The sequence below is a fragment of the Vagococcus elongatus genome, assembly GCF_003987645.1.
GTDB classification, from domain to species: Bacteria; Bacillota; Bacilli; order Lactobacillales; family Vagococcaceae; genus Vagococcus_A; species Vagococcus_A elongatus.
In genome coordinates this window covers 19895-45899 of record NZ_NGKA01000021.1, presented here as the reverse complement: position 1 = coordinate 45899, position 26005 = coordinate 19895, and the positions used below count along the sequence as shown (strand labels likewise).

21 protein-coding genes and 1 pseudogene are annotated in these 26005 nt (G+C 37.9%); 5 read left to right on the top strand and 17 right to left on the bottom strand.

What is annotated here, in order from left to right:
- Positions 1 to 123: 123 nt before the first annotated feature.
- The 5 genes and pseudogenes from CBF29_RS11565 to ftcD form a co-directional block, all read right to left on the bottom strand.
- A pseudogene (locus CBF29_RS11565) lies at positions 124 to 594 on the bottom strand (amino acid permease); the annotation flags it as partial.
- Between the two features lie 282 nt (positions 595 to 876).
- The gene (locus CBF29_RS11560) at positions 877 to 1437 is read right to left on the bottom strand and encodes a HutD family protein (RefSeq protein WP_170170066.1); all 561 of its coding nucleotides are present in this window, start codon (positions 1435 to 1437) and stop codon (positions 877 to 879) included.
- 1 nt (position 1438) lies between these two features.
- On the bottom strand, positions 1439 to 3115 hold the full coding sequence (locus CBF29_RS11555) for a formate--tetrahydrofolate ligase (RefSeq protein WP_126809881.1): 1677 nt from the start codon (positions 3113 to 3115) through the stop codon (positions 1439 to 1441).
- A gap of 17 nt (positions 3116 to 3132) precedes the next feature.
- Entirely contained in the window at positions 3133 to 3759 is a 627-nt protein-coding gene (locus CBF29_RS11550) for a cyclodeaminase/cyclohydrolase family protein (RefSeq protein WP_126809880.1), read from the bottom strand.
- Between the two features lie 11 nt (positions 3760 to 3770).
- The gene (gene ftcD, locus CBF29_RS11545; RefSeq protein WP_126809879.1) at positions 3771 to 4670 is read right to left on the bottom strand and encodes a glutamate formimidoyltransferase; all 900 of its coding nucleotides are present in this window, start codon (positions 4668 to 4670) and stop codon (positions 3771 to 3773) included.
- Positions 4671 to 5322: 652 nt separating this feature from the next.
- On the opposite strand from ftcD, the gene glmL reads away from it, so the two are divergent.
- Positions 5323 to 6708: a methylaspartate mutase accessory protein GlmL gene (gene glmL, locus CBF29_RS11540; RefSeq protein WP_170170065.1), complete on the top strand. Its 1386-nt coding sequence runs from the start codon at positions 5323 to 5325 to the stop codon at positions 6706 to 6708.
- 172 nt (positions 6709 to 6880) lie between these two features.
- On the opposite strand, the gene CBF29_RS11535 is transcribed toward glmL, so the two are convergent.
- Both CBF29_RS11535 and hutI read right to left on the bottom strand, forming a co-directional pair.
- Positions 6881 to 9916 (bottom strand): ATP-binding protein, encoded by a 3036-nt coding sequence (locus tag CBF29_RS11535; protein ID WP_126809877.1) that lies wholly within the window; start codon positions 9914 to 9916, stop codon positions 6881 to 6883.
- 173 nt (positions 9917 to 10089) lie between these two features.
- Positions 10090 to 11355, bottom strand: a complete 1266-nt coding sequence (gene hutI / locus CBF29_RS11530) for an imidazolonepropionase (RefSeq protein WP_126809876.1) — start codon at positions 11353 to 11355, stop codon at positions 10090 to 10092.
- Between the two features lie 216 nt (positions 11356 to 11571).
- Here hutI and CBF29_RS11525 point away from each other — a divergent pair, with 216 nt between their 5' ends.
- Complete coding sequence (locus CBF29_RS11525; protein ID WP_126809875.1) at positions 11572 to 13596, top strand: urocanate hydratase; 2025 nt, start codon at positions 11572 to 11574, stop codon at positions 13594 to 13596.
- 251 nt (positions 13597 to 13847) lie between these two features.
- On the opposite strand, the gene CBF29_RS11520 is transcribed toward CBF29_RS11525, so the two are convergent.
- The 5 genes from CBF29_RS11520 to spxA all read right to left on the bottom strand — a co-directional run bounded on the left by CBF29_RS11520 (position 13848) and on the right by spxA (position 17087).
- Complete coding sequence (locus CBF29_RS11520) at positions 13848 to 14414, bottom strand: NUDIX hydrolase (RefSeq protein WP_126809874.1); 567 nt, start codon at positions 14412 to 14414, stop codon at positions 13848 to 13850.
- Between the two features lie 60 nt (positions 14415 to 14474).
- Complete coding sequence (locus CBF29_RS11515; protein WP_126809873.1) at positions 14475 to 15116, bottom strand: uracil-DNA glycosylase; 642 nt, start codon at positions 15114 to 15116, stop codon at positions 14475 to 14477.
- A 31-nt stretch (positions 15117 to 15147) separates the two neighbouring features.
- Complete coding sequence (locus CBF29_RS11510) at positions 15148 to 15831, bottom strand: YjjG family noncanonical pyrimidine nucleotidase (protein ID WP_126809872.1); 684 nt, start codon at positions 15829 to 15831, stop codon at positions 15148 to 15150.
- A gap of 65 nt (positions 15832 to 15896) precedes the next feature.
- Entirely contained in the window at positions 15897 to 16568 is a 672-nt protein-coding gene (locus CBF29_RS11505) for an adaptor protein MecA (RefSeq protein ID WP_126809871.1), read from the bottom strand.
- A 120-nt stretch (positions 16569 to 16688) separates the two neighbouring features.
- The gene (spxA, locus tag CBF29_RS11500) at positions 16689 to 17087 is read right to left on the bottom strand and encodes a transcriptional regulator SpxA (protein WP_126809870.1); all 399 of its coding nucleotides are present in this window, start codon (positions 17085 to 17087) and stop codon (positions 16689 to 16691) included.
- Between the two features lie 276 nt (positions 17088 to 17363).
- Here spxA and trpS point away from each other — a divergent pair, with 276 nt between their 5' ends.
- Both trpS and CBF29_RS11490 read left to right on the top strand, forming a co-directional pair.
- Positions 17364 to 18374, top strand: coding sequence for a tryptophan--tRNA ligase (gene trpS / locus CBF29_RS11495; protein ID WP_126809869.1), 1011 nt, complete (start codon positions 17364 to 17366; stop codon positions 18372 to 18374).
- A gap of 69 nt (positions 18375 to 18443) precedes the next feature.
- Positions 18444 to 19013 carry an ATP-dependent Clp protease proteolytic subunit gene (locus tag CBF29_RS11490; RefSeq protein ID WP_126809868.1) on the top strand — a complete coding sequence of 190 codons (570 nt, stop codon included), beginning with the start codon at positions 18444 to 18446 and terminating at the stop codon, positions 19011 to 19013.
- Between the two features lie 69 nt (positions 19014 to 19082).
- On the opposite strand, the gene lplA is transcribed toward CBF29_RS11490, so the two are convergent.
- From lplA to CBF29_RS11475, 3 genes are all read right to left on the bottom strand, one after another.
- Entirely contained in the window at positions 19083 to 20087 is a 1005-nt protein-coding gene (gene lplA, locus CBF29_RS11485; RefSeq protein WP_126809867.1) for a lipoate--protein ligase, read from the bottom strand.
- 29 nt (positions 20088 to 20116) lie between these two features.
- Positions 20117 to 20854 carry an MBL fold metallo-hydrolase gene (locus CBF29_RS11480; RefSeq protein WP_126809866.1) on the bottom strand — a complete coding sequence of 246 codons (738 nt, stop codon included), beginning with the start codon at positions 20852 to 20854 and terminating at the stop codon, positions 20117 to 20119.
- A gap of 219 nt (positions 20855 to 21073) precedes the next feature.
- The gene (locus CBF29_RS11475) at positions 21074 to 22159 is read right to left on the bottom strand and encodes a M42 family metallopeptidase (RefSeq protein ID WP_170170064.1); all 1086 of its coding nucleotides are present in this window, start codon (positions 22157 to 22159) and stop codon (positions 21074 to 21076) included.
- Positions 22160 to 22370: 211 nt separating this feature from the next.
- Between CBF29_RS11475 and CBF29_RS11470 the strand changes: the two genes are divergently transcribed.
- Positions 22371 to 23039, top strand: a complete 669-nt coding sequence (locus CBF29_RS11470; protein WP_126809865.1) for a hypothetical protein — start codon at positions 22371 to 22373, stop codon at positions 23037 to 23039.
- Between the two features lie 45 nt (positions 23040 to 23084).
- Here CBF29_RS11470 and nrdG read toward each other — a convergent pair whose 3' ends face one another.
- Both nrdG and nrdD read right to left on the bottom strand, forming a co-directional pair.
- Complete coding sequence (gene nrdG, locus CBF29_RS11465; protein ID WP_126809864.1) at positions 23085 to 23687, bottom strand: anaerobic ribonucleoside-triphosphate reductase activating protein; 603 nt, start codon at positions 23685 to 23687, stop codon at positions 23085 to 23087.
- Between the two features lie 37 nt (positions 23688 to 23724).
- Positions 23725 to 25917 carry an anaerobic ribonucleoside-triphosphate reductase gene (gene nrdD / locus CBF29_RS11460; RefSeq protein WP_126809863.1) on the bottom strand — a complete coding sequence of 731 codons (2193 nt, stop codon included), beginning with the start codon at positions 25915 to 25917 and terminating at the stop codon, positions 23725 to 23727.
- Between the last annotated feature and the right edge of the window lie 88 nt (positions 25918 to 26005).

Genomic DNA, 26005 nt, shown 5'->3' with positions numbered 1-26005 from the left:
TTTGTCAAAATTGACGGCAGATTTTTTGCGCCTTTTTTTAGCTTACAATTTCAATTCGCTAAGATTCAGCTTGAAAAACATTAAAGCCATACTTTTTAAAAATCATATAATTATTCAGTAGGCATTAATTAGTGATAGAAAAATTACTAAAATGACACTAATTATCGTATTTTTTCCTTCAAGCGAAGGGAATGTTTGAATCAATAATTTAGCAAATCCTGCTGCCATTGCAGCCCATGCGATGATTGTTACAAACCATCCTAAAATTCCCACATTAAAGCCGACAAAATCTCCAAAAGCCGATTTAGCATATTGAAAAGCACCGCCATTTTTATTAAAATAGCCCGCTACTTCAGCAAAACAAACTGCTATCATTAACACTAGCAAAACATCAACTAGCATTGCGACCAATGAAGCCGGTCCTAAATCTTGGTAAATCGTTCTCGGAAGTAAAAATATTCCTGAACCGATAACCGCATTAATCCCGTATAAAGTCGCACCGCTTAAACTAAATTTTGCTTGTTCATCATCACTGGCAAATTCTTCTAGGTCTTTAATATCCGAAATCTCCGGAATCTGTTCCTCATTTTGCATATTACTACTCCTTGTACTGTTGATTACTCAACCATTGTAACTATTCCGTTTAATTAGTTTTAAAACAATACTTGAGTGTTGCGAAATGGCTTGGCACCTAATAATGGCCTAACAAAATGATCAAACAGTACTTTTTCAAATTTTCAGGTCGAATAACTCTATTAGGTTGAATACCATTCCCCATAATTTTGTATATGTTGCTATAAAACCATAGCTAACTATTTTTAAGCAGCCAAAAAAAATCAGTCAACAATTGATTATCTTCCAAATGGTTTAGCCCGTTTAAATGCAGCTAACATAAATCAGTTTAGATGATTCAACGGTTTCTAATATTTCTAAATCAAACGGCTGCTCTACTTTTGATATGTTGAGTGTTTCATCTTTTTTTAAGGAAAAAATCTGCCCATTGACCTTTAGAATACAGTCATCTAAAAAATACAAAAAACAGTCATTTTTTATAGCCATAGAGCCAGGTTGCAGGTCGAGGGCATACATTTCCCCAACCATCGTTTTTTTATAAATCAAATTAAAATCGATACATTGTCCATAGCTTGTTGTCGGAATGGAACCATCAAAGGAAAACACATCAAATGGTTTTAGTTCAATGACTTGTTCATTTTGTTTTAAGGTGATGCTGTCAGTTAAGGGCATTAATTTTCTTTTAAAATTTGGTAATGGCGTAAATTCTGATTGCTGCAATTCGATAACGGCACTTGAGATACGAAAATCAAACGCTCTCAATTCGTAATTTCCTCCAAACGGAGAAAGGAAAATCTCTCTTGTTTTTCCTCCGCTCCAGTTTGAAAGTTTATAGTCAGCTGATGTCAGATGAACGATTTCCATATTAAAATAGTCCGGAAATATTACCATCCACATCAACATCAATTCGTTCAGCTGCTGGTGATTTCGGCAGACCTGGCATGGTCATCACTGCACCAGTTAATGCCACAATAAATCCTGCTCCTGCAGAAATTTTTAAGTTACGAATAGTAACAGTAAAGTCTTTTGGCGCACCAAGTAACGTGGCATCGTCTGAGAATGAATATTGTGTCTTTGCCATACAAATCGGGTAGTCATCGAAGCCGTGTTCTTTCAACTCTTTAAGTTGTTTACGTGCACCAGCTGTTAATTCGACTTTAGCTCCGCCGTAAACTTTCTGTACTATTTTGTTTAGTTTTTCTTCGATTGAGTCTTTTGTATCATAAACAAAGCTAAAATTATTTTCCTTTTCAGCTAATTCAATAACTTTATTCGCTAAATCAACGGCCCCTTCGCCGCCTTTTGCCCAAACGTCAGAGAGTGATACTTCAACGCCTCGTTCTTCACATGCTTTTTCAACCGCAGACAGTTCAGCATCTGTATCCGTCGGGAATTTATTAATGGCAACAATTACAGGCATACCGTATACCTCTTGAATATTACTCAAGTGTTTTTCAAGATTTGGCAATCCTTTGAGAACAGCTTCTACATTTTCTGTTCCCAAATCAGCTTTTTTCACTCCGCCGTGCATCTTCAACGCTCTAATGGTAGCAACTAAGACGACGGCATCTGGTTTCAAATCAGCTAGCCGACACTTTATGTCAACGAATTTTTCTGCACCTAAATCGGCACCAAAGCCTGCTTCTGTCACAGCATAATCTGCATATTTCAAAGCAAGTTTAGTGGCTAAGACACTGTTACAACCGTGTGCGATATTGGCAAAAGGACCGCCATGGATAAACGCCGGCGAATGCTCCAGTGTTTGTACGATATTAGGCTGAATCGCCTCTTTCAACAAAGCTGTCATGGCTCCTTCAGCTTTTAAATCACCTGCCGTAACCGGCTTGCCATCAAAAGTGTAGGCAACAATCATTTTTCTTAATTTTTCTTTCAAATCAGTGATACTATTTGCCAGACAAAGAACTGCCATGATTTCTGAAGCAACTGTGATATCATAGCCATCCTCACGAGGCACGCCATTTACTCTTCCTTGAAGACCATTGACAATATATCTCAATTGTCGATCGTTCATATCAACGACACGTTTCCAAGTAATTCTGCGGCTATCGATGCCTAAAGAATTGCCTTGATGAATGTGGTTGTCCAGTAATGCTGCCAGTAAATTATTAGCTGCACCTATAGCATGGAAATCTCCTGTAAAATGTAAATTGATATCTTCCATTGGAACAACTTGTGCGTGTCCCCCACCGGCTGCTCCGCCTTTCACACCAAACACAGGGCCTAACGAAGGTTCACGTAATGCGATGGCCGCTTTTTTTCCGACTTTTGACAGCGCATCAACTAAGCCTACAGAGGTTGTTGTTTTACCTTCTCCTGCTGGAGTTGGAGTAATAGCCGTAACAAGAATCAGCTTCCCCCGTTCTGTGTTTTCTAAATCACCGATCTTACTAACATTTATTTTTGCTTTGTATTCACCATACAAAGATAAACTTTCTCTTGGGATGGATAGCTTTTCAGCAATATCCGTAATAGGTTTCATTTTAACTTGATTAGCAATCTCAATATCTGATAAATGTGTCATTTTTTCTTCCTTTCCGATTAAACAATTTTCTCGATGGCCTCATAAATTTCATCTGCTAAACTTGACCCCTCACTTAGCAAACGGGCCCCCTGCTCTTGATATTGTTCTACAAAAGCCGGATCTTTCACCCCTGATAGATTGATCAAAACATTGAGCCAAGCACCTTGCAAGGCAGATTTTAAGTTTAAAGCTGCAACACCTAGATCACTTGCTGCATTTGTATTTGATTTTCCAATCAGTTTTTTTGTTACGTTTAATGCTTCTATGGCAATCTCCATCATTTCAAATGGTGTCTGCGTCGCTCCTTTAAGCGCCTGCTGCATTGCCTCTTTACGCTCTTCTTTTTCTTTTTCTGTCTCTTTAGGCATTGAAAAAACGGCTGACACTTTATTGAACGCCTCTGTATCCTCATCGATAGCTTTAATAAAAGACGCTTGCAGCTGTGTCGTTTCTTCATGAGCTTCCTTTAGTAATGCCTCAAACTCTTCATATTTCTTTTTTCCAAAACTTAGTTCAGTCACCATTTTTGTTAAAGAGATACCCATGCTTCCAGCTAATGCTGAAGCAGAACCTCCACCAGGAGCCGGTTCATCAGAACCTAGGACAGTCATAAAATCTTTAACTTTCATATCAATCAGTTTCATTGTCAGGCCTCCTAGTTTAATAAGTGATTTTCTAAAATTTGTTTACCATAATCGAACTCTTCGATTTGCAAATAGTATTCTGCACAATCAATCAATGCCTTAGCCGGTGTCAAACCAATAACTTCGCTTCCGATAATATTGACACCAAAGCGTTTTGCTTCAAAACGAATCGTTTCAAATGCACGATATAATGGTGTGCCTTCGAAATTCACCATGTTCATGGAAACTTGTGCAATATTACGGTCTTCCAACATGACTCCAATACCTTTACAATATTTGAAACCGCCGCCTGATCCACGAACGATTTTCGCGATTTTATTAGCGATATCAATATTGTCAGTATCTAAATTGACATTGAATGCCACTAGCGGCATACGTGCACCTACAGCTGTTACCCCTGCTGTCGGATGGATTTTTCTTTCTCCAAAATCCGGCACCCATTCTTCTTCCAACAATTTTTCTGGCATGCCTTCAAATTGCCCTTTTCTTACTTTTGCAAGATTAGTTCTTGACGGGTTACTTGCGGATTCCTCGTACAAGAAGATTGGTATGTTTAGTTCATCATTGATTTTTTTAGCTACTTTTTTAGAAATCTCAACACATTCAGCGGTGGTTGCATCTTTGATAGGCACAAACGGCACAACATCTGTAGCGCCCATTCGAGGATGTTCCCCCTGATGCTTCGTCATATCTATATGTTCACTTGCATATTTGACCAATTGAAAAGCTACTTCCTGAATCCCATTTTCATCTCCGACAAGCGTGAATACGCTTCGATTATGACTTGCATCAGATGAATAATCTAAAAGTGTCACGCCTTGGATACTCTTGGCAATACTCACAAGTCCTTGTATTATTTTTTCATCGCGACCTTCACTAAAATTTGGGATACATTCGATTAACTTCGCCATTTAAAAACTTCCTTTCTTTTTTTAGCTTAGTTTTAAATTTTTAAGTAACAAAATAGATTCTTTTTTTGTATGGGTTATCAAGTCATACAAAAGATGCAGTTTTACACAGTTTAATTTCCTTGAAATTTAAGTTCTAGCCGTCAACTTTTTGTTAACGTTTCCATGCATGCTTAAACATTATCACGCTTATTCAACTTGGTCAATCGCTCAAAATTGCGTACTGACGCTATCTATCAATCTTTTAAGAAATTTATTTTACTCGAAATTTCAAGCGAATTTTCACTTTTTATTATTTAATTTGAAATTTTGACACTTTTTTGACCATTTTGTTTACACTAGGTGAATGGACACTTGTCAACGGAAAAAACTTTATGTGTTCATTAAACAAGAGCTTATTGCTCACTATAAATAACACTAAGGTTTTATGCCTTTTGTATGTCTGTGAAAAACGACAAAAAACGACCGTAAACAAAAAAAAGAACGCTAAACGGAATAAAAAAAAGAAAAATCTTTACGTCAAACTTTTTTTTAAAAGAAGTATCTCTAGGAATAATTAAATTATTTGACGTTTTATTGATTGTTAAATGAGAAAAGGATTAGAATTATAAGATTTTTCTAATCTAAGTTTTAAGATAGAATGGAGGCATCAAAATTGGAAAAGAATGTTTTACTTGTAGATTTTGGCAGTACCTATACTAAATTTACAGCAATAGATATTAAAAATTCTCAAATCATCAATCGTTTGACACTGCCTACGTCCCATGAAACTAACATTTCAACTTGTTTTAAACAGGGCCGGGAGTTTTTTGAACAAAAGGCACATATTGCTGATTTTGACGATATTTTCATATGCTCTTCTGCATGGGGTGGGTTTCGGATGATCGCAATCGGTCTAACTGACAGCTTAACCACAGAGGCGGCAAAACGTTCTGCATTAGGCGCAGGAACACGTTTGATAAAAACCTATTCTTACAAGTTGACCAAAGATCAGGTTGCTGACATAGACCATGAACAGGTTGACATCATACTCTTATGCGGCGGTACCGATGGCGGCAATCAGGAAATTATTTTGCACAATGCAACTATGTTGAATGATCATCTATCTTCCGGGACTATTTTAATTGCAGGAAATAAAGAGGCGGTCCCAAAAATCAAAGCTGCCTTCACCAATTCAAATCTAACTTTATTTTATACAGAAAATGTCATGCCAAAGGTCAATGTATTAAATCCTGAGCCTGTCAGAGAGATAGCTAGAGACATATTTATGGAAAAAATCATTCAAACAAACGGGATTGATGACATGGCAAAAATAGCTAGTTCTCCAATATTACCCACACCTGCTGCCGTACTAAAGGCTGCCGAGCTGCTTGCAGAAGGTTTGCCTGACGACAAAGGGATTGGCCCCAGCATGGTGATTGATATTGGCGGTGCGACAACTGATGTTTTTACAATCGGTAATCCTCCGATTACTGATGATAATACGTTTTTTGAAGGCCTAGAAGAGCCCTATGCCAAAAGAACTGTGGAAGGCGATTTAGGTATGCGTTATTCTGCTGAAAGTTTGTTAGAAGTCATCGGCATGGATGCATTTACAAAAATGCTGCCGTTTGATTCTAATCCAGGCACTCTACAAGAGGCCATTCATTACAGGACGCAACATCCAACGTTCATTGCTAAAACAGAACAGGATATAGAAATTGACACAGCTCTTGCCGCAAAAGCAGTTGAACTATCCGTCAACAGACATGCTGGCACGATACGATTTTCCAGAACACCTAATCGTACGATAAGCTATCAAAAAGGCAAAGATTTGCGTAATTTTAAAACAGTCATAGGCACAGGCGGGGTAATTACTTACCATTCGTCTCCAAAAAAAATATTAAAATTTGCTTGTTCAAACGGCAATGAATATTTAAAACCAGAAGCGCCGGCATTTTTCGTTGATAAACATTATTTGTTGTCTTCTCTCGGACTGTTATCGCAAAAATACCCGAAAACAGCGTTTAAACTGCTCAAACAAATGATGGTGCCTTGTTAATCCTTGTTTAAATACGCACTGTGACACAAAAGAGGCGTGTGATAGTCCAGATGGATATCACACGCCTATTCAAGTTTTAAACAAATTACTCCGTCATTTTTCTGTAAAAGTTGACCGTCAGACAGTGACTGTTATGTTTTAGCGACACGTTAATTTTACCGCTAATTCTTTTCTATCCTTTGCCCTTTATCAGCTGATTCAAATTATTGATTTCAAATTGATCCCTATAGGGGCTTAGATTTTCGAGTGCTTTTTCATAATAGTATTCTTCTTCTTTATCCAACAGTTTATTTAAATTAGAATCTGTTATCTTGTTCGTATTTAGCAGATGCTTGACAGTGGCTCGATAAAAATACAACATGCCGATGTCTCTTGGATTTTCCATTTGATTTTGAATGTCATTAAAGTTTATGATCGCTTCAGATACAGCTTCATAATTCCCTTCCAACAAATCAATCAATGCTAAATAAACACTTAGTTGTGTCTTTTTCCAAGGTGACGTTAAGTTCATGTGCATTTCATTAGAACGTTCCAGATACTTTCTTGCCTCTTTGTAATTCTCGGCTGCAAAAGCTGAAATTCCCATACCAACATAAAAAATAGCCAAGCTGGTATATAAATTTGTTTCTTCGCAAAGGACAATGGCTTTTTTATGATAGCTCATGGCCTTATCGTAATTTTCTCTCAACCTCTCGATTTCAGCTAAATAATCGTATGAAGCAGCAATATTACTTGCATACTTTTCTCGTACTTCATCAGAAATAGTAAAGATAGTAATCGATTCATGAAACAATCGTTCTGCTTCTTCAAGCTGTCCGATCATCAAATTATATAATCCTTTTAATCTCAAAAGAATACCAATAGATTCATGATCGTTCATTCTTATAGACATTTTCATAGCTAATTCGATATATTGAAGCATCTCCCCAGCATTATCCGTTTGAATAAAATAATAAATCATTTGTCTATAGGACTTCACAAATAGCGGGTCATTATGATATTCCTTTGCTTTACTGATTACACGCTGGATATTTTCGATACCTTTAGGATAATTCCCTAAATTGATAAAATAGCGTCCTTCCAGATACAGATACTTCATTAATAATTGTTGATAATCATCCCGTTCACCATACATTTCTTCGTTGTCCTTCAGAAATTTACCAATCTTTTCAAATTTTTCAAATTCCTTTTGCCACTCCAATGACTGAGGCTTAGCAGTTTTCTCACTTTGTTCGCTATAGATTGGAAATAACTCATGCTGGAATTTTAAAGAAATTTCTAACTTGTATAGTTCGTAGTCTAAGGATTTCAATTCTTGATCTGCATACTTATAATGATAAGCCACTGAGGATAATAAGTTTTTATCATTTGTATCTTTCCACTGCTGTTCAAATAAGCGAGCGATTTGTTCATGGGTCACACGTACTTTAGTCGCTGAAAGTTTTGAATAAATATATTCTTTAAGCTTCTTCTGTTTAAAACAAACATATATTTCTCCGGAGATTACCCGTTCTATTAAAATATTTCTTTCTCTTAAATTGGCTACTGCATTAGCTATCTGTGTGTAATCAGCCTCTAAAAGCGTATCGATGATTGAGATTTGAACTGCATCACGGAAAAACGAAATGATTTCCAACACTTCTTTTTCCATTGTCGGCAGCTGGGTCAAAGAAAACTCTAACTCTTCCTGCATTTTTGGTGTCATATATTCCAGTTTCGAACCATTTTTTAACTGTTTGACATATTCCATTAAGAACAAGGGATTTCCCTCTGATTCTTCATACAATCTATCATATAATTCGTAGCCATATTTTTGATCTGGAATCTGCCTTTCAACAAATGCTTTCACTGATTCCCTAGGAAACGGCTCTAATGACAACTGGATTAATTTGTCATAATGACTCACGGCATTGATGAAGTCCTTGATTTTCTTTTGATGATCCGTTCGCAAGGTCAACAAAAACATTATATCTTCATTATGCAGCAGAATACTCGTTAACAATTGCAGACTTCTCGGATCAATCCATTGAAGGTTTTCAATCCAAATAATGAGGAAATGGGTTTTTGAAACCTCTTTCAATACTGCCAACAAAAATTGAGATAAATAATTAATGTCTGCATCGCTGACGGATTCTTCAAACGAGGCATTGCGCTTATCAAAGAAACTAGGAAAAAACCTTCGGCACATCGCCTGCCATGCTTCTTCATTAATGATTTTTTGATTAATAATGATTTGATCCAATTGAGTGATTATTTCACGCCACATTCGCAAGGTAAAGCCTTGCTCCGTCTGAAAACACGTTACTTTTATCAACGTTTTCTTAGTGGCATTACTCAAGACTAACCGGCTAAGGGCTGATTTTCCGATGCCGTCATCTCCCTGAATAAGTACGGACTGAAACGGCTGTTTTTGAAAGAAACTATCAAGATTAGCTTCTAGCACTTCGATTTCCTTTGTTCTCCCAAAAAAACGATAATTTCTTGCCTTTTTTTGTTCTTTGTTACGTTTGACGATAGCCAATGTTTTTTCATAAATTGCCCGTGTTTCTTCACTAGGCTTGATACCCAATTCTTCGTCTAAGGTCATTGATAAACCATAATAAGTTTCAATAACTTTGCCATTTCTATGACTGTCTTGATAGAAGCGCATCAACATTTGATAATTACGCTCATCATATTCATCAATAGCAATGAGCCTGCCAATATTTTTTTCAACATCAATCAGATGGTTGTTTTCTATGTCTTGACTAACTTTCTGATAGCAGTTTTGAATAAATTTTTGTTCAAAGTAATTACGCATTTTCGTTACCCATAAATCAAAAATTTCAGAATCTTTCAAAAAATATCCTTTCAAGAAATCATCTTGATACTCATCTAAGTGATTGATTGGGTCTTCGAGAAACAAATCGACGTCACTTGGAGCGATTAACTCTTCATTGAGCTGTAAAATCGATTTATTCGGGGAAACAATAAATTCATCCTCTAGCTCTTTATTTGCCTGATATATCGTATTTCTCAAATTCTTTTTAGCACTTTTTTCTGACTTATTGGACCATAAAATCCCGGCGATTTCATCACGGCTAACCGGTCCATTAACAGATAAGTAATAAAACAAGGCATTGATCTTTGAAAATGCAAAAAAAACTGGCTGATCGTTCAAAAAGATCTGAGGGTTACCAAACATCACGCATCTCATTTTCTTTTTCATACTGTCACCTCTTTCTTTTATTGTACGATAATTCTCAGGAAAGTACACATTTCCTATCCAGTACCAATCACAGCTTGTTAAATCCTCTCCAGACGATTTCTAAGTAACGTAAAAAGAGATTCAGCCAAACATGACGAATCTCTTTTTAAGATGAAGAAAAAATCATCTATGATTTAAACTCTCTGACGTTCTTCTACCACTAATTCTCCATTTTTATAAACATGGCTAACTAAATTAGTTGCGAAAAAATACATAGGATAATCAATGTTTGGTGCATCAAATACAGTGATATCAGCTTGTTTCCCAACGTCAAAACTTCCAACACTCTCATTGCGGCAAACAGAATAAGCGGCATTAATTGTGACGGCATTAAAAACTTGAATCGGCGTTAGTTTTAACTGGAAACAGCCTAATTGCATGATAAATTGTAAATTTGCTGTCGGACAGCTTCCAGGATTACTGTCAGTCGTCAGCGTTATTGCCATACCTTGATCAATCATTTTTTTAGCTGGTGCGTAGGTATCTTCCATCAAGCTAAAGGTTGTCCCCGGCAAGATGTTTCCAATCACCTGAGCCTCACTCAATCTAGCAATATCTTCATCAGAAATGACCATTAAATGTTCTGCACTCACCGCATGTAAATCTGCTGCCACCTTTGATCCGCCAATTGATTCAATTTCGTCCGCATGAATCCTTAATTTAAAGCCCATATTTTTGGCAGCTTCAAGCAAGCGATAGGACTGCTCGGCTGTAAAAACATTTTTCTCACAAAATACATCACAAAATTCTGCTAGTGATTCTTCCTTGACTTTTGGAAGCATGTCATCAATGATGTGATCGATAAACTCATCAGCCTTCCCTTGATACTCTACTGGAACAGCATGAGCTCCCATAAATGTTGATACCAAATCGATGTCATGATCTTCATTTAATTGACGAACAACTTTCAACTGCCGTTCCTCAGTTTCCCAATCCAGTCCATAACCACTTTTGGCCTCCACGGTGGTGACACCATGAATAATCATCTCGTCTAATAAATGGGAGGACTTTTGATATAATTCGTCGAAACTCGCTGACCGAGTTGAATTTACAGTGCTTAAAATACCACCGCCAGCAGCCAATATATCAAGATATGACACACCGTTTAATTTTTTTGAAAATTCATTTTCTCTACTGCCGCCATAAACCAAATGAGTATGAGCGTCAATCAACCCCGGACTGGCAAATTTCCCCTGATAATCAACAATCTTTGTCTGATCGTTAATCAGCTCTTTTCTAGGCTTGCCCTCTCCCACCTCGAGAATTTTACCATCCTTGACAGCTATATAACCGTTTTCAATAATAGTCGCTTCACTCATTTCTTCCCCAAACAACGGATGCCCCTTGTCTATTGGACAAAAAATTTGATTAAAATTTACCAAAAGCAAATCTGCTGGCATGTTCCCTCACTCCTTCTGTTCTGTTTACTCTATTCTATTCTATAATAGAATGTCAAATTTCTGTCAAATTATTAAAAATACTTATCTAAAAGTGCTAATTAAATAAAGACACAAAGAAAGACAGTTTATTGACTTTTTTTAGTATACTAGAGGAGCAGTTATCACACATCCTATTTTTTCTAGAATTTAAGTTATTTGATTAAGGAGGAAAAATATATGGTAGATTTAAACCAAGTTGAAGAAGCAATGACGATTAAACTAGATGATGTTTTGCCTGAAAAAACAGTTTTTCAAGAAGGTATACGTCGTGCACCTGATCGTGGTTTTAGATTGACTAAAGATCAAACAATCCTTGCTTTAAAAAATGCTTTGCGCTATGTTCACCCCAAATATCATGATATTGTTATTCCTGAGTTCCTTGAAGAACTTCGGACTCGAGGTAGAATTTACGGATATCGCTGGTATCCCAAAGAAAGAATTTACGGAAAGCCGATTGATGAATATAAAGGAAATTGCGTCGCCGCAAAAGCAATGCAAGTCATGATTGACAATAATTTAGATTTTGAAGTTGCTCTTTATCCGTATGAATTAGTAACTTACGGCGAAACAGGTCAAGTTTGTTCAAACTGGATGCAATATCAATTAATCAAAAAATATTTAGAAGTGCTAACAGATGAACAAACTCTTGTAATCGAATCCGGACATCCCCTTGGCTTTTTCAAGTCTAAAAAAGATGCTCCTCGTGTGATTATCACTAACGGACTTTTAATCGGTGAGTATGATAACATTGATGATTGGGAAATAGCCGAAGAAATGGGCGTAACCAACTACGGTCAAATGACAGCGGGCGGTTGGATGTACATTGGACCTCAAGGTATCGTTCATGGCACATTTAATACTTTGTTAAACGCTGGACGATTAAAACTGGGCATCGCTGATGATGAAGACTTAAAAGGAAAATTATTTATTTCCTCAGGGTTGGGCGGCATGAGTGGCGCACAAGGAAAAGCGGGAGAAATTGCTAACGCCGTAACGATTGTTGCAGAAGTAGATAAATCCAGAATCGATACTAGACTAGAACAAGGGTGGATCAGTAATTTAGCTGAAACACCGGAAGAAGCAATGAGCATTGCAAAAGAATTTTTAGATAAAAAAGAGAAAACATCGATTGCCTATCATGGAAATATTGTTGACCTTCTAGAATATATCGATAAAGAGAACATTCATGTTGATTTACTATCTGATCAGACTTCTTGTCACAATGTTTATGAAGGCGGTTATTGTCCAGCTGACGTCACATTTGATGAACGAACTGAGCTTCTAGCTTCAGACAAGAAACACTTCAAAGAATTAGTTGATCAAACCCTTGCCCGTCATTACAAAGTAATCAAATCTTTAGTAGCCAAGGGAACTTATTTCTTTGACTATGGGAATTCCTTTATGAAAGCAATCTTTGATTCCGGGATTAAAGAAATTTCTAAAAATGGTATTGATGATAAAGACGGATTTATCTGGCCTTCTTACGTTGAAGATATCATGGGACCTTTACTCTTCGATTACGGTTATGGGCCTTTCCGCTGGGTTTGCTTAAGCGGTGATCATAATGACCTGATTGCTACGGACCATGCAGCAATGGAAGTTATCAATCCAGATCGTCGTTATCAAGATAGAGACAACTATAATTGGATCAAGGATGCAGAAGAAAATAAACTTGTCGTTGGTACAGAAGCACGGATTTTATACCAAGATTGTATGGGACGAGTAGATATTGCCCTTAAATTTAATGAAATGATACGTGAAGGAAAAATTGGTCCTGTCATGTTAGGCCGTGATCACCACGACGTATCAGGAACAGATTCTCCATTTAGAGAAACTTCTAATATTAAAGACGGTAGCAATGTTTGTGCCGATATGTCAACACAATGTTTTGCAGGAAATGCTGCCCGCGGAATGTCGTTGATAGCACTTCATAACGGAGGTGGCGTCGGTATCGGTAAATCAGTCAATGGCGGCTTCGGTTTGGTCCTAGACGGAACAAAAGAGACGGATGAAATCATTAAATCCGCTATTGCTTGGGACACAATGGGAGGTGTCGCCAGACGTAGTTGGGCAAGAAATGAACATGCCATCGAAACATCAATAGAGTATAACAAAATGAACACCGGAGACGATCATATCACGATTCCTTACCTTTCTGAAGAAAGCAAAGTCTCTGAAGCAGTGAATAAACTTTTTTCTTAATCAAATAGATAATCCTACTTTTACAAATGCTTCTATATAAACTAAAAACTGCCCGTGTAAGGGCAGTTTTTAATTTATGTCATAAAAGTCACTTTTTAGAAAATTCTTTTAAAATACAATTGTCATCATGAAAAAAGACTGATAAATCATATTCTGATTCATCAGTCCCATAAATTATAGAGCCGTTTAAAGCGTTATAGTTAGAGAATCATCATGAACACGATTTCCAATTGCTTTTCTTTTATTGACCATTATTTCCCCAAAATTTCCAACTTTTCATTTAACTTTTTGTAGACATTCTCTTGAAACCACCGCTCTGTGGAAGCCGCAACCGCATCGTCTAAAGCAAACCACTTCACCCCACTATTTTCATCAGGTTTAATAGACAAAGACGCCGTTTCATCTGCCTCGATTAAATAAGTTATGTTCAAGTGTAAATGAGAAGAAATATAAGCACCACGCTTCATGTGTCCGTCTACCGTCAACACCTCAAGGGAATAAATATCTTCAAGTACCGGAGTGAGCCGTTGCAGACCACTTTCCTCGCTGACTTCCCGCAAGGCAACATTCAACAGATTTTCCTCTCCATCAGCATGTCCTCCAAGCCAAGACCATGAATCATAAAGATTGTGATATGCCAGCAAAACTTTGTCTTTGTTCCGATTAACCACCCAAGCGGAAGCGGTCATATGTGCCAGCAAATTTTCCCTAAAAAAAATTTGGGGATAGTCTTCCAGACAGGATAGTATGATTCTTTTATCTTGCGCCTCCTGATGATTAAAAGGGATGTAATTATTAAGTTGTTCCTTTAAATCCACAGCAAAAGACCTCTTTTCCGTAGTTAGTCATTGTAATTGTTCCTTAAAGGATGAGCACTTTCAGATATTATTCACCAGGTGTCCCAATTTTTCCCAGTCCTGTTCAATCAAATTTTCTAAAGCAGGATTATAAAAGACGGCTGCTGGATGATATAACGGGAAAATCAGGTAGGTCTCCGCACTATTTTCATAAGTTGTTTTTTCTTGATTGACTTGTAAGATTGTACTTTCCATTAATTCCCCGTGAATATCTGCTATCTTATACTTTCCCCCTAGAAGTCTCTTGAGTCCGATATTTCCCATCGGCGCCAATATCTTCGGGCGGACAGTCTGTATTTCATAGTCCAGTAGCGATGCATGAATCCACACCTCTTGTTGTGTCGGTGCTCGATTTGGACGGCGCTCTTTTAACTTGCCGGTCTTTTTATCCAGTGAAGACACGATTTTGTACGGACGGTTTCTGACCGCACTGGTAATATATATATCTTCTCTTTTTAGGTCAGCTAATTCTAGCCATACATCCAGCTTTTTACCCGAACGACCAGTAAAAGGAATTTTGGTTTGTATCTCAATTTTTCCCGGCGCTTCGCCGACTAACATCAATGTGGCATTTCGGGATCCCTGACCCGTCAAAAATCCCGTTAAAGCCTTGCCCTGTGCCTTTTCTAAAACTTCAACAACCAATTTTTTAGGATAATCCATTTCACACACCTGCAATGTTTATCGACCTATGTCACACAATCGTCAGTACATCATCTAGCCGCGTAATATGATAGGTTGGCGTAATCTCCTGACTTCCCACAGTCTTCTTTTCCGTATACCAGCACGTGTCAATTCCCGCCTGATTGCCTCCTTTGATATCCGCAGACAATGAGTCCCCCATCATCAGTACTTTGGATGTATCTTTTTCCTCTATCCGTTCAAATACATGTTGAAAAAACTCTTTTGCCGGCTTCTGATAGCCCACCTCTTCTGAAATAAACAGCTGATTAAAATAATGACCTATCTTGGCCTTCTTGATTCTTCTATATTGTGTCACCGCCACACCATTGGTTACCATGTGGAGGTGAATCTTTTTTTCTTTCAGTTTATCCAAAGTTTTTAGCGCCTCGGGCATAAAGAATATCTTTTCTGATAAATGATGACGGAATCTTTGATCCATCTCATCCCCGTCCACCTTTTTCCCGCATAGTTGAAAAATATAAACGAAACGTTCAGACAGCACGTGCTCTCGCTGGTAAATCCCTTTTTCCAGCTCTTCCCATAGTTCTTTGTTTTTTATATGGTAGCGCTGGAAGATTTCCTGCTGCCACGGAACTTCTTCTTCTTCAAATAACTTCTTCAGCGCGTATTCTTCCGCCTGATCAAAACTCAAAATCGTATTATCCAAATCCATTAAGACTGTCGAGTAATTCATTAGTTAGCTCCTTGATTAAAAAATCCGTCCAAATAAATTGGACGGTTGAACATTGACCGGTTTAATTAAAAGTAATACTTAACTTGCTCCAAAGCATTGTACTCCATAATCGAATCCCCATGCTCTGCCAGAATTTCTGGTGTGATCTTACTCAAATGACTATACTCAAGCACTTTGGCAATATCTTCTTTGACTTGATTTTCTGACGTCTCTTCCAAGAAGAAAACACTGTGCAAAAAGTAGAACTCGTCCATTCTATAGAGATGCGTCTGCATATTATTAAACTTGCTAATCTTAGCCAATTCAATTAAATCTTCAAAGTCTTCAAAAACAACAACATAATCAATTGTCGGTGAGTCTATTTGATTGATTGCTTCATTCTCTTTAGGCAATTGTTCCACTGGTGTCCCTTCGACCATTTGCCTTCTCACGAATTCACTAAGAGACTCTTGATCGACAATATCAGGCATGTCAGCCGTCTCTCCGTTTTCTCCCATGAGAGCATTTTTACTGATAAACAGTTCCAATCCATTCCGGTTAGGCAAGACTTGAAACGTCACGGCATCGGTCTCCTGAAACTGCTCATCAATATCGACCTCTTCCAGAATACTGTAAAAAAAGTTTTCAATTTGTTTATGGTTTCCTAACAAATCCAAAAAAGTGATACCCCGCTCTTCTAAATCAGCGTTTTCTATCAGCACCCGGATCGTATTCTCATTGATGCGTTCCATTTCCATTTGACTACACCTCTCTTCTAACCTAATTATACTACAAATCTACTCATTAAACACATTGTAGCTTAATTCATCTAAAAGTAAAGAAAAAAAACCTCGTCTTAAAGACGAGGTTCGACATTCCTATAGTCCTGCCATTAATTGTGCATGACGCAATTCCAAAGCACGTACCTCTCTCGGTAAGAACCTTCTAATTTCATCTTCATTGAAACCAACTTGAAGCCTTTTTTCATCAATCATAATCGGTCGTCGTAATAGTCCCGGGTTTTTTTGCACAAGCTTCAACAACTCATCAAGAGGCAAGTCATCCAAATCCATATCTAACTTTTGGAAAACTTTCGATCGAGTCGAAATGATCTCTTCTGTCCCATCTTCTGTCATGCGTAAAATTTCTTTCAGTTCAGAAATATCCAGGGGTTCCGAAAAAATATTACGTTCTTTAAACGGAATTTCTTGTTCTACTAACCAAGCACGAGCTTTTCGACAAGATGTACAACTAGGAGATGTGTAAAGTGTTAACATAAAATCACTCCTTTTCGTGATCTCCATAACATTCCCAACAATGATACGAATATAACATATCACACAGTAATTATACCGTAATTAGTCCTTGAATTCCAGTTGATTCAGCAATTTAATCTGATTTATATTGAAATTTTAATATTTATCGTTACTTAATAAACATTAAAATAGTTTCTATTTGAATTATTTTTTGATTGAATGAATTTTTTTTGAATTTTCTTTTTATAAATAATCCAGTATAATGGACACTAGGAATGATAGAAAGGAACATTTTAGATGAAAACAATTTTTTCTGGTATTCAGCCCAGCGGTATCCCTACAATCGGAAACTATATTGGCGCTTTTCAGCAATTTACTCAACTTCAGCAGGACTACAATTGTTACTTTTGTATTGTTGATGAACACGCCATTACAGTGCCTCAGGAACGTTTGGCTTTAAGACAACAAATTTTAAATCTCTCTGCATTATATTTGGCAGTTGGCATCGACCCTAAAAAATCGGTTATTTTTATCCAATCCGAAGTTTCAGCCCATGCTGAAGCTGCCTGGATCGTTCAGTGTAATACCTATATCGGCGAGTTGGAACGGATGACTCAATTCAAAGATAAAAGTCAAAACAACGAAAAAAGCGGTGTTTCGGTGGGGTTGCTGACCTATCCGCCATTGATGGTTGCCGACATCATTTTATACAATGCTGATTTGGTCCCTGTAGGCGAAGATCAAAAACAGCACTTAGAATTGACGAGAGACTTCGTTGATCGTTTTAACAATCGCTACGCTGAAAAAAATCAAAGCATTTTGGTCAAACCCGAGGTGCATATTCCTAAACAAGGGGCTCGTATCATGAGTTTGGCAGATCCTACGAAAAAAATGAGTAAATCTGACAAAAACACTAAAGGTTTTATTTCTATGATGGATGCTCCAGAGGTGATCCGCAAAAAGATTCGCTCTGCTGTCACTGACTCCAGCGGAATCATTGAATATGATACAGAAAACAAACCCGGTATTTCCAACTTGCTGACGATTTATGCTGCCTTCTCAAATAAAACAATCGAAGAGTTAGTGGTTCAGTATGAAGGCAGCGGCTACGGCGAGTTTAAAAATGATTTAGCCGAAGCCATTGTAGCAGTACTTGAACCAATCCAAAAACGTCAAACTGAGATATTGAATTCTGGAGAACTGGATAAAATTCTCGATGAGGGAGCAGAAAAAGCACGCGTCGCAGCAAATAAAACATTGCAAAAAATGAAAAACGCCGTCGGTCTCGGCCGCAAGCCTCGCCGTTAAGCAAGTTGATTAAAAATTCTACTAAGAAGTGTTATAGTAAAGACAATGAATTATTGGAGGGACAAATCTATGTCAGAAAAAGATACGAAAGAAATGGACAATCTATTTGCAGAAAGACTGTTAAAATCTCGGACGATTTTTATCAGTGGTGGGGTAGACCAAGAGTTAGCAAAAGATATCTCCACTAAATTATTACTATTAGAGGCAGCCAGTGATGAGCCTATCACGATTTTCCTAAATAGTCAGGGAGGTCATGTGGAAGCTGGTGACACCATTCATGATATGATCAAATTTGTGAAACCTGAAGTTAAAATCATCGGGACTGGCTGGGTGGCAAGTGCCGGTATCACGATTTATTTGGCAGCAAAACCAGAAAATCGTTACAGTTTGCCAAACACCCGCTACATGATTCATCAGCCGGCTGGCGGGGTTCAAGGGCAAAGTACCGAAATTCAAATCGAAGCAAAAGAAATTGTTAAAATGCGTGAACGCATCAATCGCTTGATCGCTACGGCCACAGGACAATCTTATGAAAAAGTTGCCCAAGACACTGACCGCAACTTTTGGATGTCAGTAGATGAAGCAAAAGAATACGGTATTGTCACGCATCTGATTGAAAATCGGGAAGATTTAAAATAGTCAGTTAAAGAAACTACCATTAAAAAATATCCTGCCATAAAATCGGCAGGATATTTTTTAATTACCAGTCTAATATAAAAGTTCCAACAATTCTTCAGTTGCTACGTTGCCAAAGTATTTTTTAATATCCACTTTTTCGACCCATTCTTGTAAAGCCTCTTTATTGTATTGAATGCCTACTAACATTTCCTCAACATCAGAGATTTCCCCCAGTCCAAAAAAATCCCCATAGATTTTTGCTTCGTGGATTTTTCCTTCAGCAACATTTAAGCGCACTTCAATGGAACCAATCGCAAATCTCTGGCGTTTAATAATATCAAACTCAGGAGATTTCCCGAAATTCCAATCCCAGTTACGGTAGTAGTTGTCTGAGATTTCATTGATTTTTTCCCAGTCTTCTTCTGTTAAATGATAGGTGTTTACTTGTTCTTCAGAGTCTACCCCGAAAATTCTCAACAAAATATCCTGACGAAAAGCTTTGGTAGATAGATTTTGATAGTCATCATTTAAATATGGTTTGATATTGGTTACACGGGAGCGGATAGACTTGATACCTTTTGATTCGATTTTATCCTTGCGGACTTTCAGCGCATTGACAACTTCATTCACATCACTGTCAAACATGATGGTTCCGTGTGCGAACATCCGGCCATTTGTTGCATACATCGCATTGCCTGAGAATTTTTTGTCATCAATGACTAAATCATTTCGGCCTTTCAGTTGTGCCCCTGTGACTCCCATAGAATGCAGCGCTTCAATAATCGGGCGTGTCACCTTTTCAAAATTTCTGAAAGAAGAACCATCATCAGGCATGATAAAGCTAAAATTCAGGTTGCCAAAGTCATGGTACACTGCCCCGCCGCCGCTTAAACGACGCACCACATGGATATTATTTTGTTCAACATAATCTAAATTGATTTCTTCAATCGTGTTTTGATTGCGCCCGATAATAATCGACGGCTCGTTGATATAAAACAGTAAAATCGGCTCGTCTGCCTCTTTTTCCTGCAATAAATATTGCTCAATCGCTAAGTTGATTCTTGGGTCATTATTTTCATTTGGTACAAATAACATGTCATCTCTCCTATTTCTTCTCTTATTTCTTATAAAACTATTGTTAGGCCGGTTTCCGCCAACAGAACATCAACGCCTGTTCCAGCCGCTTCTTCTGCTTGGCTTTTTAACAGGGACAAATGAATTTCTTGCTGCAAATGACTCAACAAAACTTTGGGAACTCCGCCATTTTTGGCCATCTCTCCCACTTCCTTTGCCGTAAAGTGCACCGGATTATCCTCATTGCCGTTTAAAAAATAACTGTCAGCAATCAATAGATTGGTCCCCTCAATAAAATCAGTAAATTTATTCAGGTAACCAGAGTCGGCAGTGTAGACGAAATTTTTCCCGGTGGAAGTCTCTGTAATCCTCATAGCAAAACACGGTACCGGATGCCGAGTCCTTAAAAATCCAACTGTAAAAGGACCGATGGTAATCGGTGTCCGTTCTTCATAAGGTATCCCTTTACTCACTTTTGGCATCGTTAGAGCATCGAAATAAAACTCATGTTCCGTATGTCCATAGATTGGCAGCTCTGCATGACCTTCTGGCTGATTCAATTGACGATAATATTGCAGCACGCCTAGATCAGCTATATGATCATGATGGTAATGAGAAATAATCACAGCGTCCAGCTCCAAAGGTTCTATCGTTTCCCTCAGCATGTTAAACGTCCCGCTCCCCGCATCGATCAACAATGAAAAACCTGACGATTTCAGCAGATAACTTGAAGTGCCTTCTTTGTTCCATGGATATGCACCCCAAAAACCAAGAACAGTAATTTCCATCAATTATCCCCTCCTATCACAATAATTACTTTACCCCTTTTTGTCTTCGCTGGCTAACAATTAAACCGACGAAATTTGTTCAAAAAAACACAAATTTAATTTTCCTTAGTATATCGGGACTTCAAAAAAATTTACTGGCTTAAATTCAGACTTCACATACAATTTTGTATAAAATCGTTCAAAAAAGAAACGAGAGCCGTTTCTCGTTTCTCAAATAATTTATTCAAATGAACGGATTTTTTCTACGGTTTCTTTATCCAATCGCTTGACCACTTCTGTCACTAATGCAACAGTGTTAAGATAATCGTCTTCATGTATGATCGACGTATGGGAGTGCAAGTATCTGGTCGCTACAGTAATTGCGATGGCTGGGATACCGTCACGAGTAATATGTTGCGTACCTGCATCAGTCCCTCCCCCTGCAATTACTTCCAACTGATAAGGAATTTCCATTTCTTCTGCCACATCAATGACAAAGTCCCGTAATTTTTTATTGGGAATCATTGAAGCATCGTAAATCAAAATTTGCGGCCCCTTTCCTAGCTCAGACATTGATTCCTTTGGCGTCATTCCAGGAGTATCTCCCGCAGTTCCAGTGTCCAAAGCTAAAGCAATATCCGGATTCACTAAATGTGTACTTGTCCGAGACCCACGCAATCCGACTTCTTCTTGAACATTGCTTCCTGCAAATAAAATATTGGGGTGTCCTTCTTTCGCTAAGTTTTCTAACACTTTTAGAGAAACTGCTGTACCAATCCGATTGTCCCAAGCTTTTGCCAACATAAATTTAGTGTCGTTCATGCGACGATATTCTATATAAGGCGTGACCATATCTCCCGGACGAATGCCCCATTCTTTCACTTCAGCCTCATCTGCTGCACCGATATCAATGAACATATCGCTGATTTCATAAGGTTTCTTACGAGCTTCTGCCGTTAACACATGGGGCGGTTTGCATCCAATGACCCCGTGGAATATTTTTCCTGTACGAGCTTTGATTTCTACTTGTTGTGCGAGCATCACTTGGCCCCACCATCCGCCTAGCGTTTGAAATTTCAAGAAACCTTTGTCAGTCACTTGTGTTACCATAAAACCAACTTCGTCCATGTGTCCCATAATCATGACTTTGGGTCCTTCCTTATCCCCCGCACGACGCGCCACGATTCCGCCCAAGCCGTCAAACATCAGCTTATCTGCATAAGGTACGGCATATTTTTTAAATACTTGACGCACCTCTTCTTCATTACCCGGAACTCCTCTGGCACTTGTTAGTTCTTTTAACATTATTTCTTCGTTTGACTCCATCGCTATTGCCCCCTAATTATTTCTTACATTCATCAGTATAGCACTGATTAAGTGATAGAGAAATTATCTTTACTTTTAAAAATTGGTACTCAACCCACTAAACTTAAATCACCCGCTCTAATTAATAGCCCAATAAAGAAACTCATTTATAATAAAATCATAAAATGTTATAATCACATACATAACGTTCTGAAAGAAGGGGGGAAATGATATGTTCAAATTTAATTCTTTTAAAAGTTTGCTGATTTTAAACGGGTTTGCTATCTTTCTAACCCTCTTGGCTATTTTTTTAAAAGGAATCATCATTTTTTCTCCAGTCCCATCTGCTATCACCCCAGCTAATCCAAAAACAACTGAAAAAAGTCTGAAACTGGAGGAAACAGAATCTTCCGTTCAAACGAAAGATTCTGATAACCAGTCTGTTATTTTATCGGCAAACAAAGAAACCAGTGAGGAATATGAAGGTGAAATCACACAAGTTTTTTCAGTAAACGAGTCTTTTTCTGCCGATGGTTTGAATGTTACTATCAAAAACATCACACTGGCTATCCTGTCTAAGGAGAACATGGAGGAAATGGGAATGTTCGGTGATGGTTTACTTGATGTCACTTTCGAAGTCAAAAATCAAAGTCAGACTGATGTGCAAATTTATCCTTCACTGTTAAAATTTACTGTCAATAAAGAAAGCTATCCAGTGAACTCAAACCCTGTTCTCAGGGATGGAAATATTGCTGCTGGAGAAACTGTCAGCGGTAATGTCATTGCGCCAGTCTATACACTATCAGCGCCTGAGGATGTGAAAGAATTTAGTTTTAATTGGAAGACCACGCAAAATAAAATCAGCAATTCCGCTGAAGTGGTTGTTATTCTGAAAGAATAAAAACACTTAAAATCAACAGTTTCTCCTGTGATTTCAAGTGTTTTTTTATATCAATGCTGATTTTTTTATTTGCTCATAAGTATCTTCCGCGTCCACGCATTTCTCCCAAAGGACAATTTGCTGCGTTTCTAATGACTTTTTCACATCAATGATACGTTGGTTGCTGCTGCCGCGAAATTGCAACTTTAAATCTTTTTTCGCCAGTTCAAAACGACCGTCTACTAAAATATCTACTTCATGAAGCAATGCCACCTTGTCTTCTGTTTCCAGCAACAGCTCTTCAAAGGTATAGCCTGTCCATGCCCAAATATCTTTAGTATCACCAAAGGTCTGGCGCATACGCTGAACCAGGGATAAACAAATTTTCGTATTTAAAAACGGCTCTCCGCCAAGCAATGTCATTCCTTGGACATAGTTTTGCGACAAATCTTCCATGATTTGATCTTCAACTTCTTTAGTATATAACTGGCCATAGCGAAAACTTTGAATGGCTTTATTATAACAGCCTTCGCAAGCAAACAAACATCCGCTCACGTAAAGGCTGCATCTGACACCTTCTCCGTCAACAAAATTAAAAGCTTTATAGTCTGCATAATAATCTTGGCTATAGTCCGCTGACTCCCATTCTTTTGGTTGCGGATTTCTCATTCACTCACCTCAGTTAACCCTTCTAAATCCTGAAAAACTACTTCATATGTTTGACACGGGAAGAAATTTCTTTATGCCGTCCGTGAACCATTGGTCTTGCTTGCGGATTACCTAAATAACCGCAAGTTCTTTTCACTACATCACAGGTTTTTGGATTCTTGTTGCCGCAATTTGGACATTCAAATCCTTTTTCTGTTGGAGTAAAATCACCTTCATAATCACACTCATAGCAATGATCTATCGGTGTGTTTGTTCCAAGATAACCTACCTTATCATAAGCATAATCCCATACTGCCTCTAAAGCTCTTGGATTTTGCTGAAGCACAGGATATTCACAATAATGAATAAATCCGCCTGAACAATATTGAGGATAATCTTTTTCAAAATCAAGCTTTTCAAATGGTGTCGGATTTTTACGCACATCGTAATGGAAACTGTTTGTGTAATAATCTTTGTCTGTCACATTTTCTACCACACCAAATTTTTCTGTGTCCAACCGGCAGAAGCGGTCTGTCAAGCTCTCACTTGGGGTACTGTAGACACTAAAGTGGTAGCCATACTCATTTCCCCAATCGTCGGCATGACGCTTCAAATACTTCATGATTTCTAAGGTGAATTCTTTGGCTTCTGGATTGTTTTCCCAATTTCCGCCGTAGAAACTTGCTGCTACTTCGTACAAACCAATATATCCCATAGAAATCGTCGCACGTTTATTTTCAAATAATTGATTGACATCGTCGCCTTTTCCTAAGCGTTTGCCGAAAGCGCCGTACATATAAAGAATCGGGGCATTTTCAGGTTGAGCTTGACGACATCTCTCAATACGATACAATAAAGCGTCTTTCAATATTTGAAGTTTTTCATCTAAGACGGTCCAAAACTTCTTCTTGTCTCCGGCAGCATCCAAGGCAACTCTAGGCAAGTTCAAAGTTACGACTCCTAAATTCATCCGACCTGAAGTTACGTCTTGTCCACTATCATCTTTCCAGCCTTGCAAGAAAGAACGGCAACCCATCGGCACTTTGAAACTTCCAGTCAACTCAACGATTTTATCGTAGTTTAGAATATCCGGGTACATCCGTTTCGTTGCACATTCTAAGGCTAACTCTTTAATGTCGTAGTTCGGATCACTTGGTTTCAAATTCAAACCATCTTTGATCGTAAATATCAGTTTAGGGAAAATCGCTGTACGTTTTTCTTTGCCCAATCCTTGAATACGAATCTTGAAAATCGATTTTTGAATTTCTCGGGCAAACCAGTCTGTCCCTAAGCCAAAGCCTAGAGAGGTAAATGGTGTTTGACCATTTGAAGTAAATAATGTGTTGATTTCATATTCTAAACTCTGCATGGAGTCATAAATGTCTTTAGCTGTTTTAGCTTTAGCATATTCATCATGTTTACTTTTATCTTCGATCCACTGCTCAGCATCTTTCATGTGCTTGTTATAATTCTTTTCAGCAAAAGGAGACAACAATTCATCGATCCGGTCAGCAGAACAACCACCGTACTGACTAGACGCCACATTGGCAATAATTTGAGAAATCTGTGCCGCAGCCGTCTGGATAGATTTAGATGGTTCCACATCTGCATTACCGATTTTAAATCCGCTGTTGAGCATGCCTTCAAAATCGATCAAGCAGCAATTTGTCATTGGGGTATAGGGATGATAATCTAAATCATGGTAATGAATATCTCCTTTTTGATGAGCATTGGCTACGTGAGACGGCAACATTTGCAGCCCGATAGACTTGCCCACGATACCTGCTGTCAAGTCTCTTTGTGTGTTAAACACATTACTGTCTTTATTGGCATTTTCATTCACCAGCGTGTGATCCTTATTGATCAGTTTGCCAATTGTAAAGTTGATATCCGTATCTTTGCGTCTGGAAAAATCACGAGCCGTACGGTAATTAATATACTCCTCTGCTAAAGCATATTCTCTTTGATCAAGTAACGTTTGCTCTACAATATTTTGAATTTCATAAATTTTAATATCCACTTGAAAACGAGTAGCGATTTCTTGATCGACTAGCATAACGATTTCACGAATTCTTTCCTCTCCAAAAGGACGTAACTCTCCATGGATTTTTTTATCTGCTTTTAGTAAAGCCTCATAAATTTTTTCGTCATCAAAATCAACTAAACGACCATCTCGTTTCACGACCTTTATTTTATGAAGCATGTTGTGCATTTTTAAAAGTTCATTATCCTTATGTACAATATTTAGCATCTCTACCACCCTTTCACTCATAATATTCTATCGTACACATAAAGAAAAAGCAACTATATCTTGCGTTAAAATACACTTATTTTTAATA

Bases quoted from the DNA above. Each gene is read 5' to 3' on its own strand.
- lplA (WP_126809867.1), bottom strand. From the start codon at position 20,087: ATGTTATTTGTACCAAATGAAAATAATGACCCAAGAATCAACTTAGCG.
- CBF29_RS11555 (WP_126809881.1), bottom strand. From the start codon at position 3,115: ATGACACATTTATCAGATATTGAGATTGCTAATCAAGTTAAAATGAAA.
- spxA (WP_126809870.1), bottom strand. From the start codon at position 17,087: ATGTTAACACTTTACACATCTCCTAGTTGTACATCTTGTCGAAAAGCT.
- CBF29_RS11535 (WP_126809877.1), bottom strand. From the start codon at position 9,916: ATGAAAAAGAAAATGAGATGCGTGATGTTTGGTAACCCTCAGATCTTT.
- nrdG (WP_126809864.1), bottom strand. From the start codon at position 23,687: ATGAGAAATCCGCAACCAAAAGAATGGGAGTCAGCGGACTATAGCCAA.
- ftcD (WP_126809879.1), bottom strand. From the start codon at position 4,670: ATGGCGAAGTTAATCGAATGTATCCCAAATTTTAGTGAAGGTCGCGAT.
- CBF29_RS11470 (WP_126809865.1), top strand. From the start codon at position 22,371: ATGTTCAAATTTAATTCTTTTAAAAGTTTGCTGATTTTAAACGGGTTT.
- CBF29_RS11560 (WP_170170066.1), bottom strand. From the start codon at position 1,437: ATGGAAATCGTTCATCTGACATCAGCTGACTATAAACTTTCAAACTGG.
- trpS (WP_126809869.1), top strand. From the start codon at position 17,364: ATGAAAACAATTTTTTCTGGTATTCAGCCCAGCGGTATCCCTACAATC.
- CBF29_RS11505 (WP_126809871.1), bottom strand. From the start codon at position 16,568: ATGGAAATGGAACGCATCAATGAGAATACGATCCGGGTGCTGATAGAA.
- CBF29_RS11490 (WP_126809868.1), top strand. From the start codon at position 18,444: ATGTCAGAAAAAGATACGAAAGAAATGGACAATCTATTTGCAGAAAGA.
- CBF29_RS11525 (WP_126809875.1), top strand. From the start codon at position 11,572: ATGGTAGATTTAAACCAAGTTGAAGAAGCAATGACGATTAAACTAGAT.
- hutI (WP_126809876.1), bottom strand. From the start codon at position 11,355: ATGCCAGCAGATTTGCTTTTGGTAAATTTTAATCAAATTTTTTGTCCA.
- CBF29_RS11515 (WP_126809873.1), bottom strand. From the start codon at position 15,116: ATGGATTATCCTAAAAAATTGGTTGTTGAAGTTTTAGAAAAGGCACAG.
- CBF29_RS11510 (WP_126809872.1), bottom strand. From the start codon at position 15,831: ATGAATTACTCGACAGTCTTAATGGATTTGGATAATACGATTTTGAGT.
- CBF29_RS11550 (WP_126809880.1), bottom strand. From the start codon at position 3,759: ATGAAACTGATTGATATGAAAGTTAAAGATTTTATGACTGTCCTAGGT.
- nrdD (WP_126809863.1), bottom strand. From the start codon at position 25,917: ATGCTAAATATTGTACATAAGGATAATGAACTTTTAAAAATGCACAAC.
- CBF29_RS11475 (WP_170170064.1), bottom strand. From the start codon at position 22,159: ATGGAGTCAAACGAAGAAATAATGTTAAAAGAACTAACAAGTGCCAGA.
- CBF29_RS11480 (WP_126809866.1), bottom strand. From the start codon at position 20,854: ATGGAAATTACTGTTCTTGGTTTTTGGGGTGCATATCCATGGAACAAA.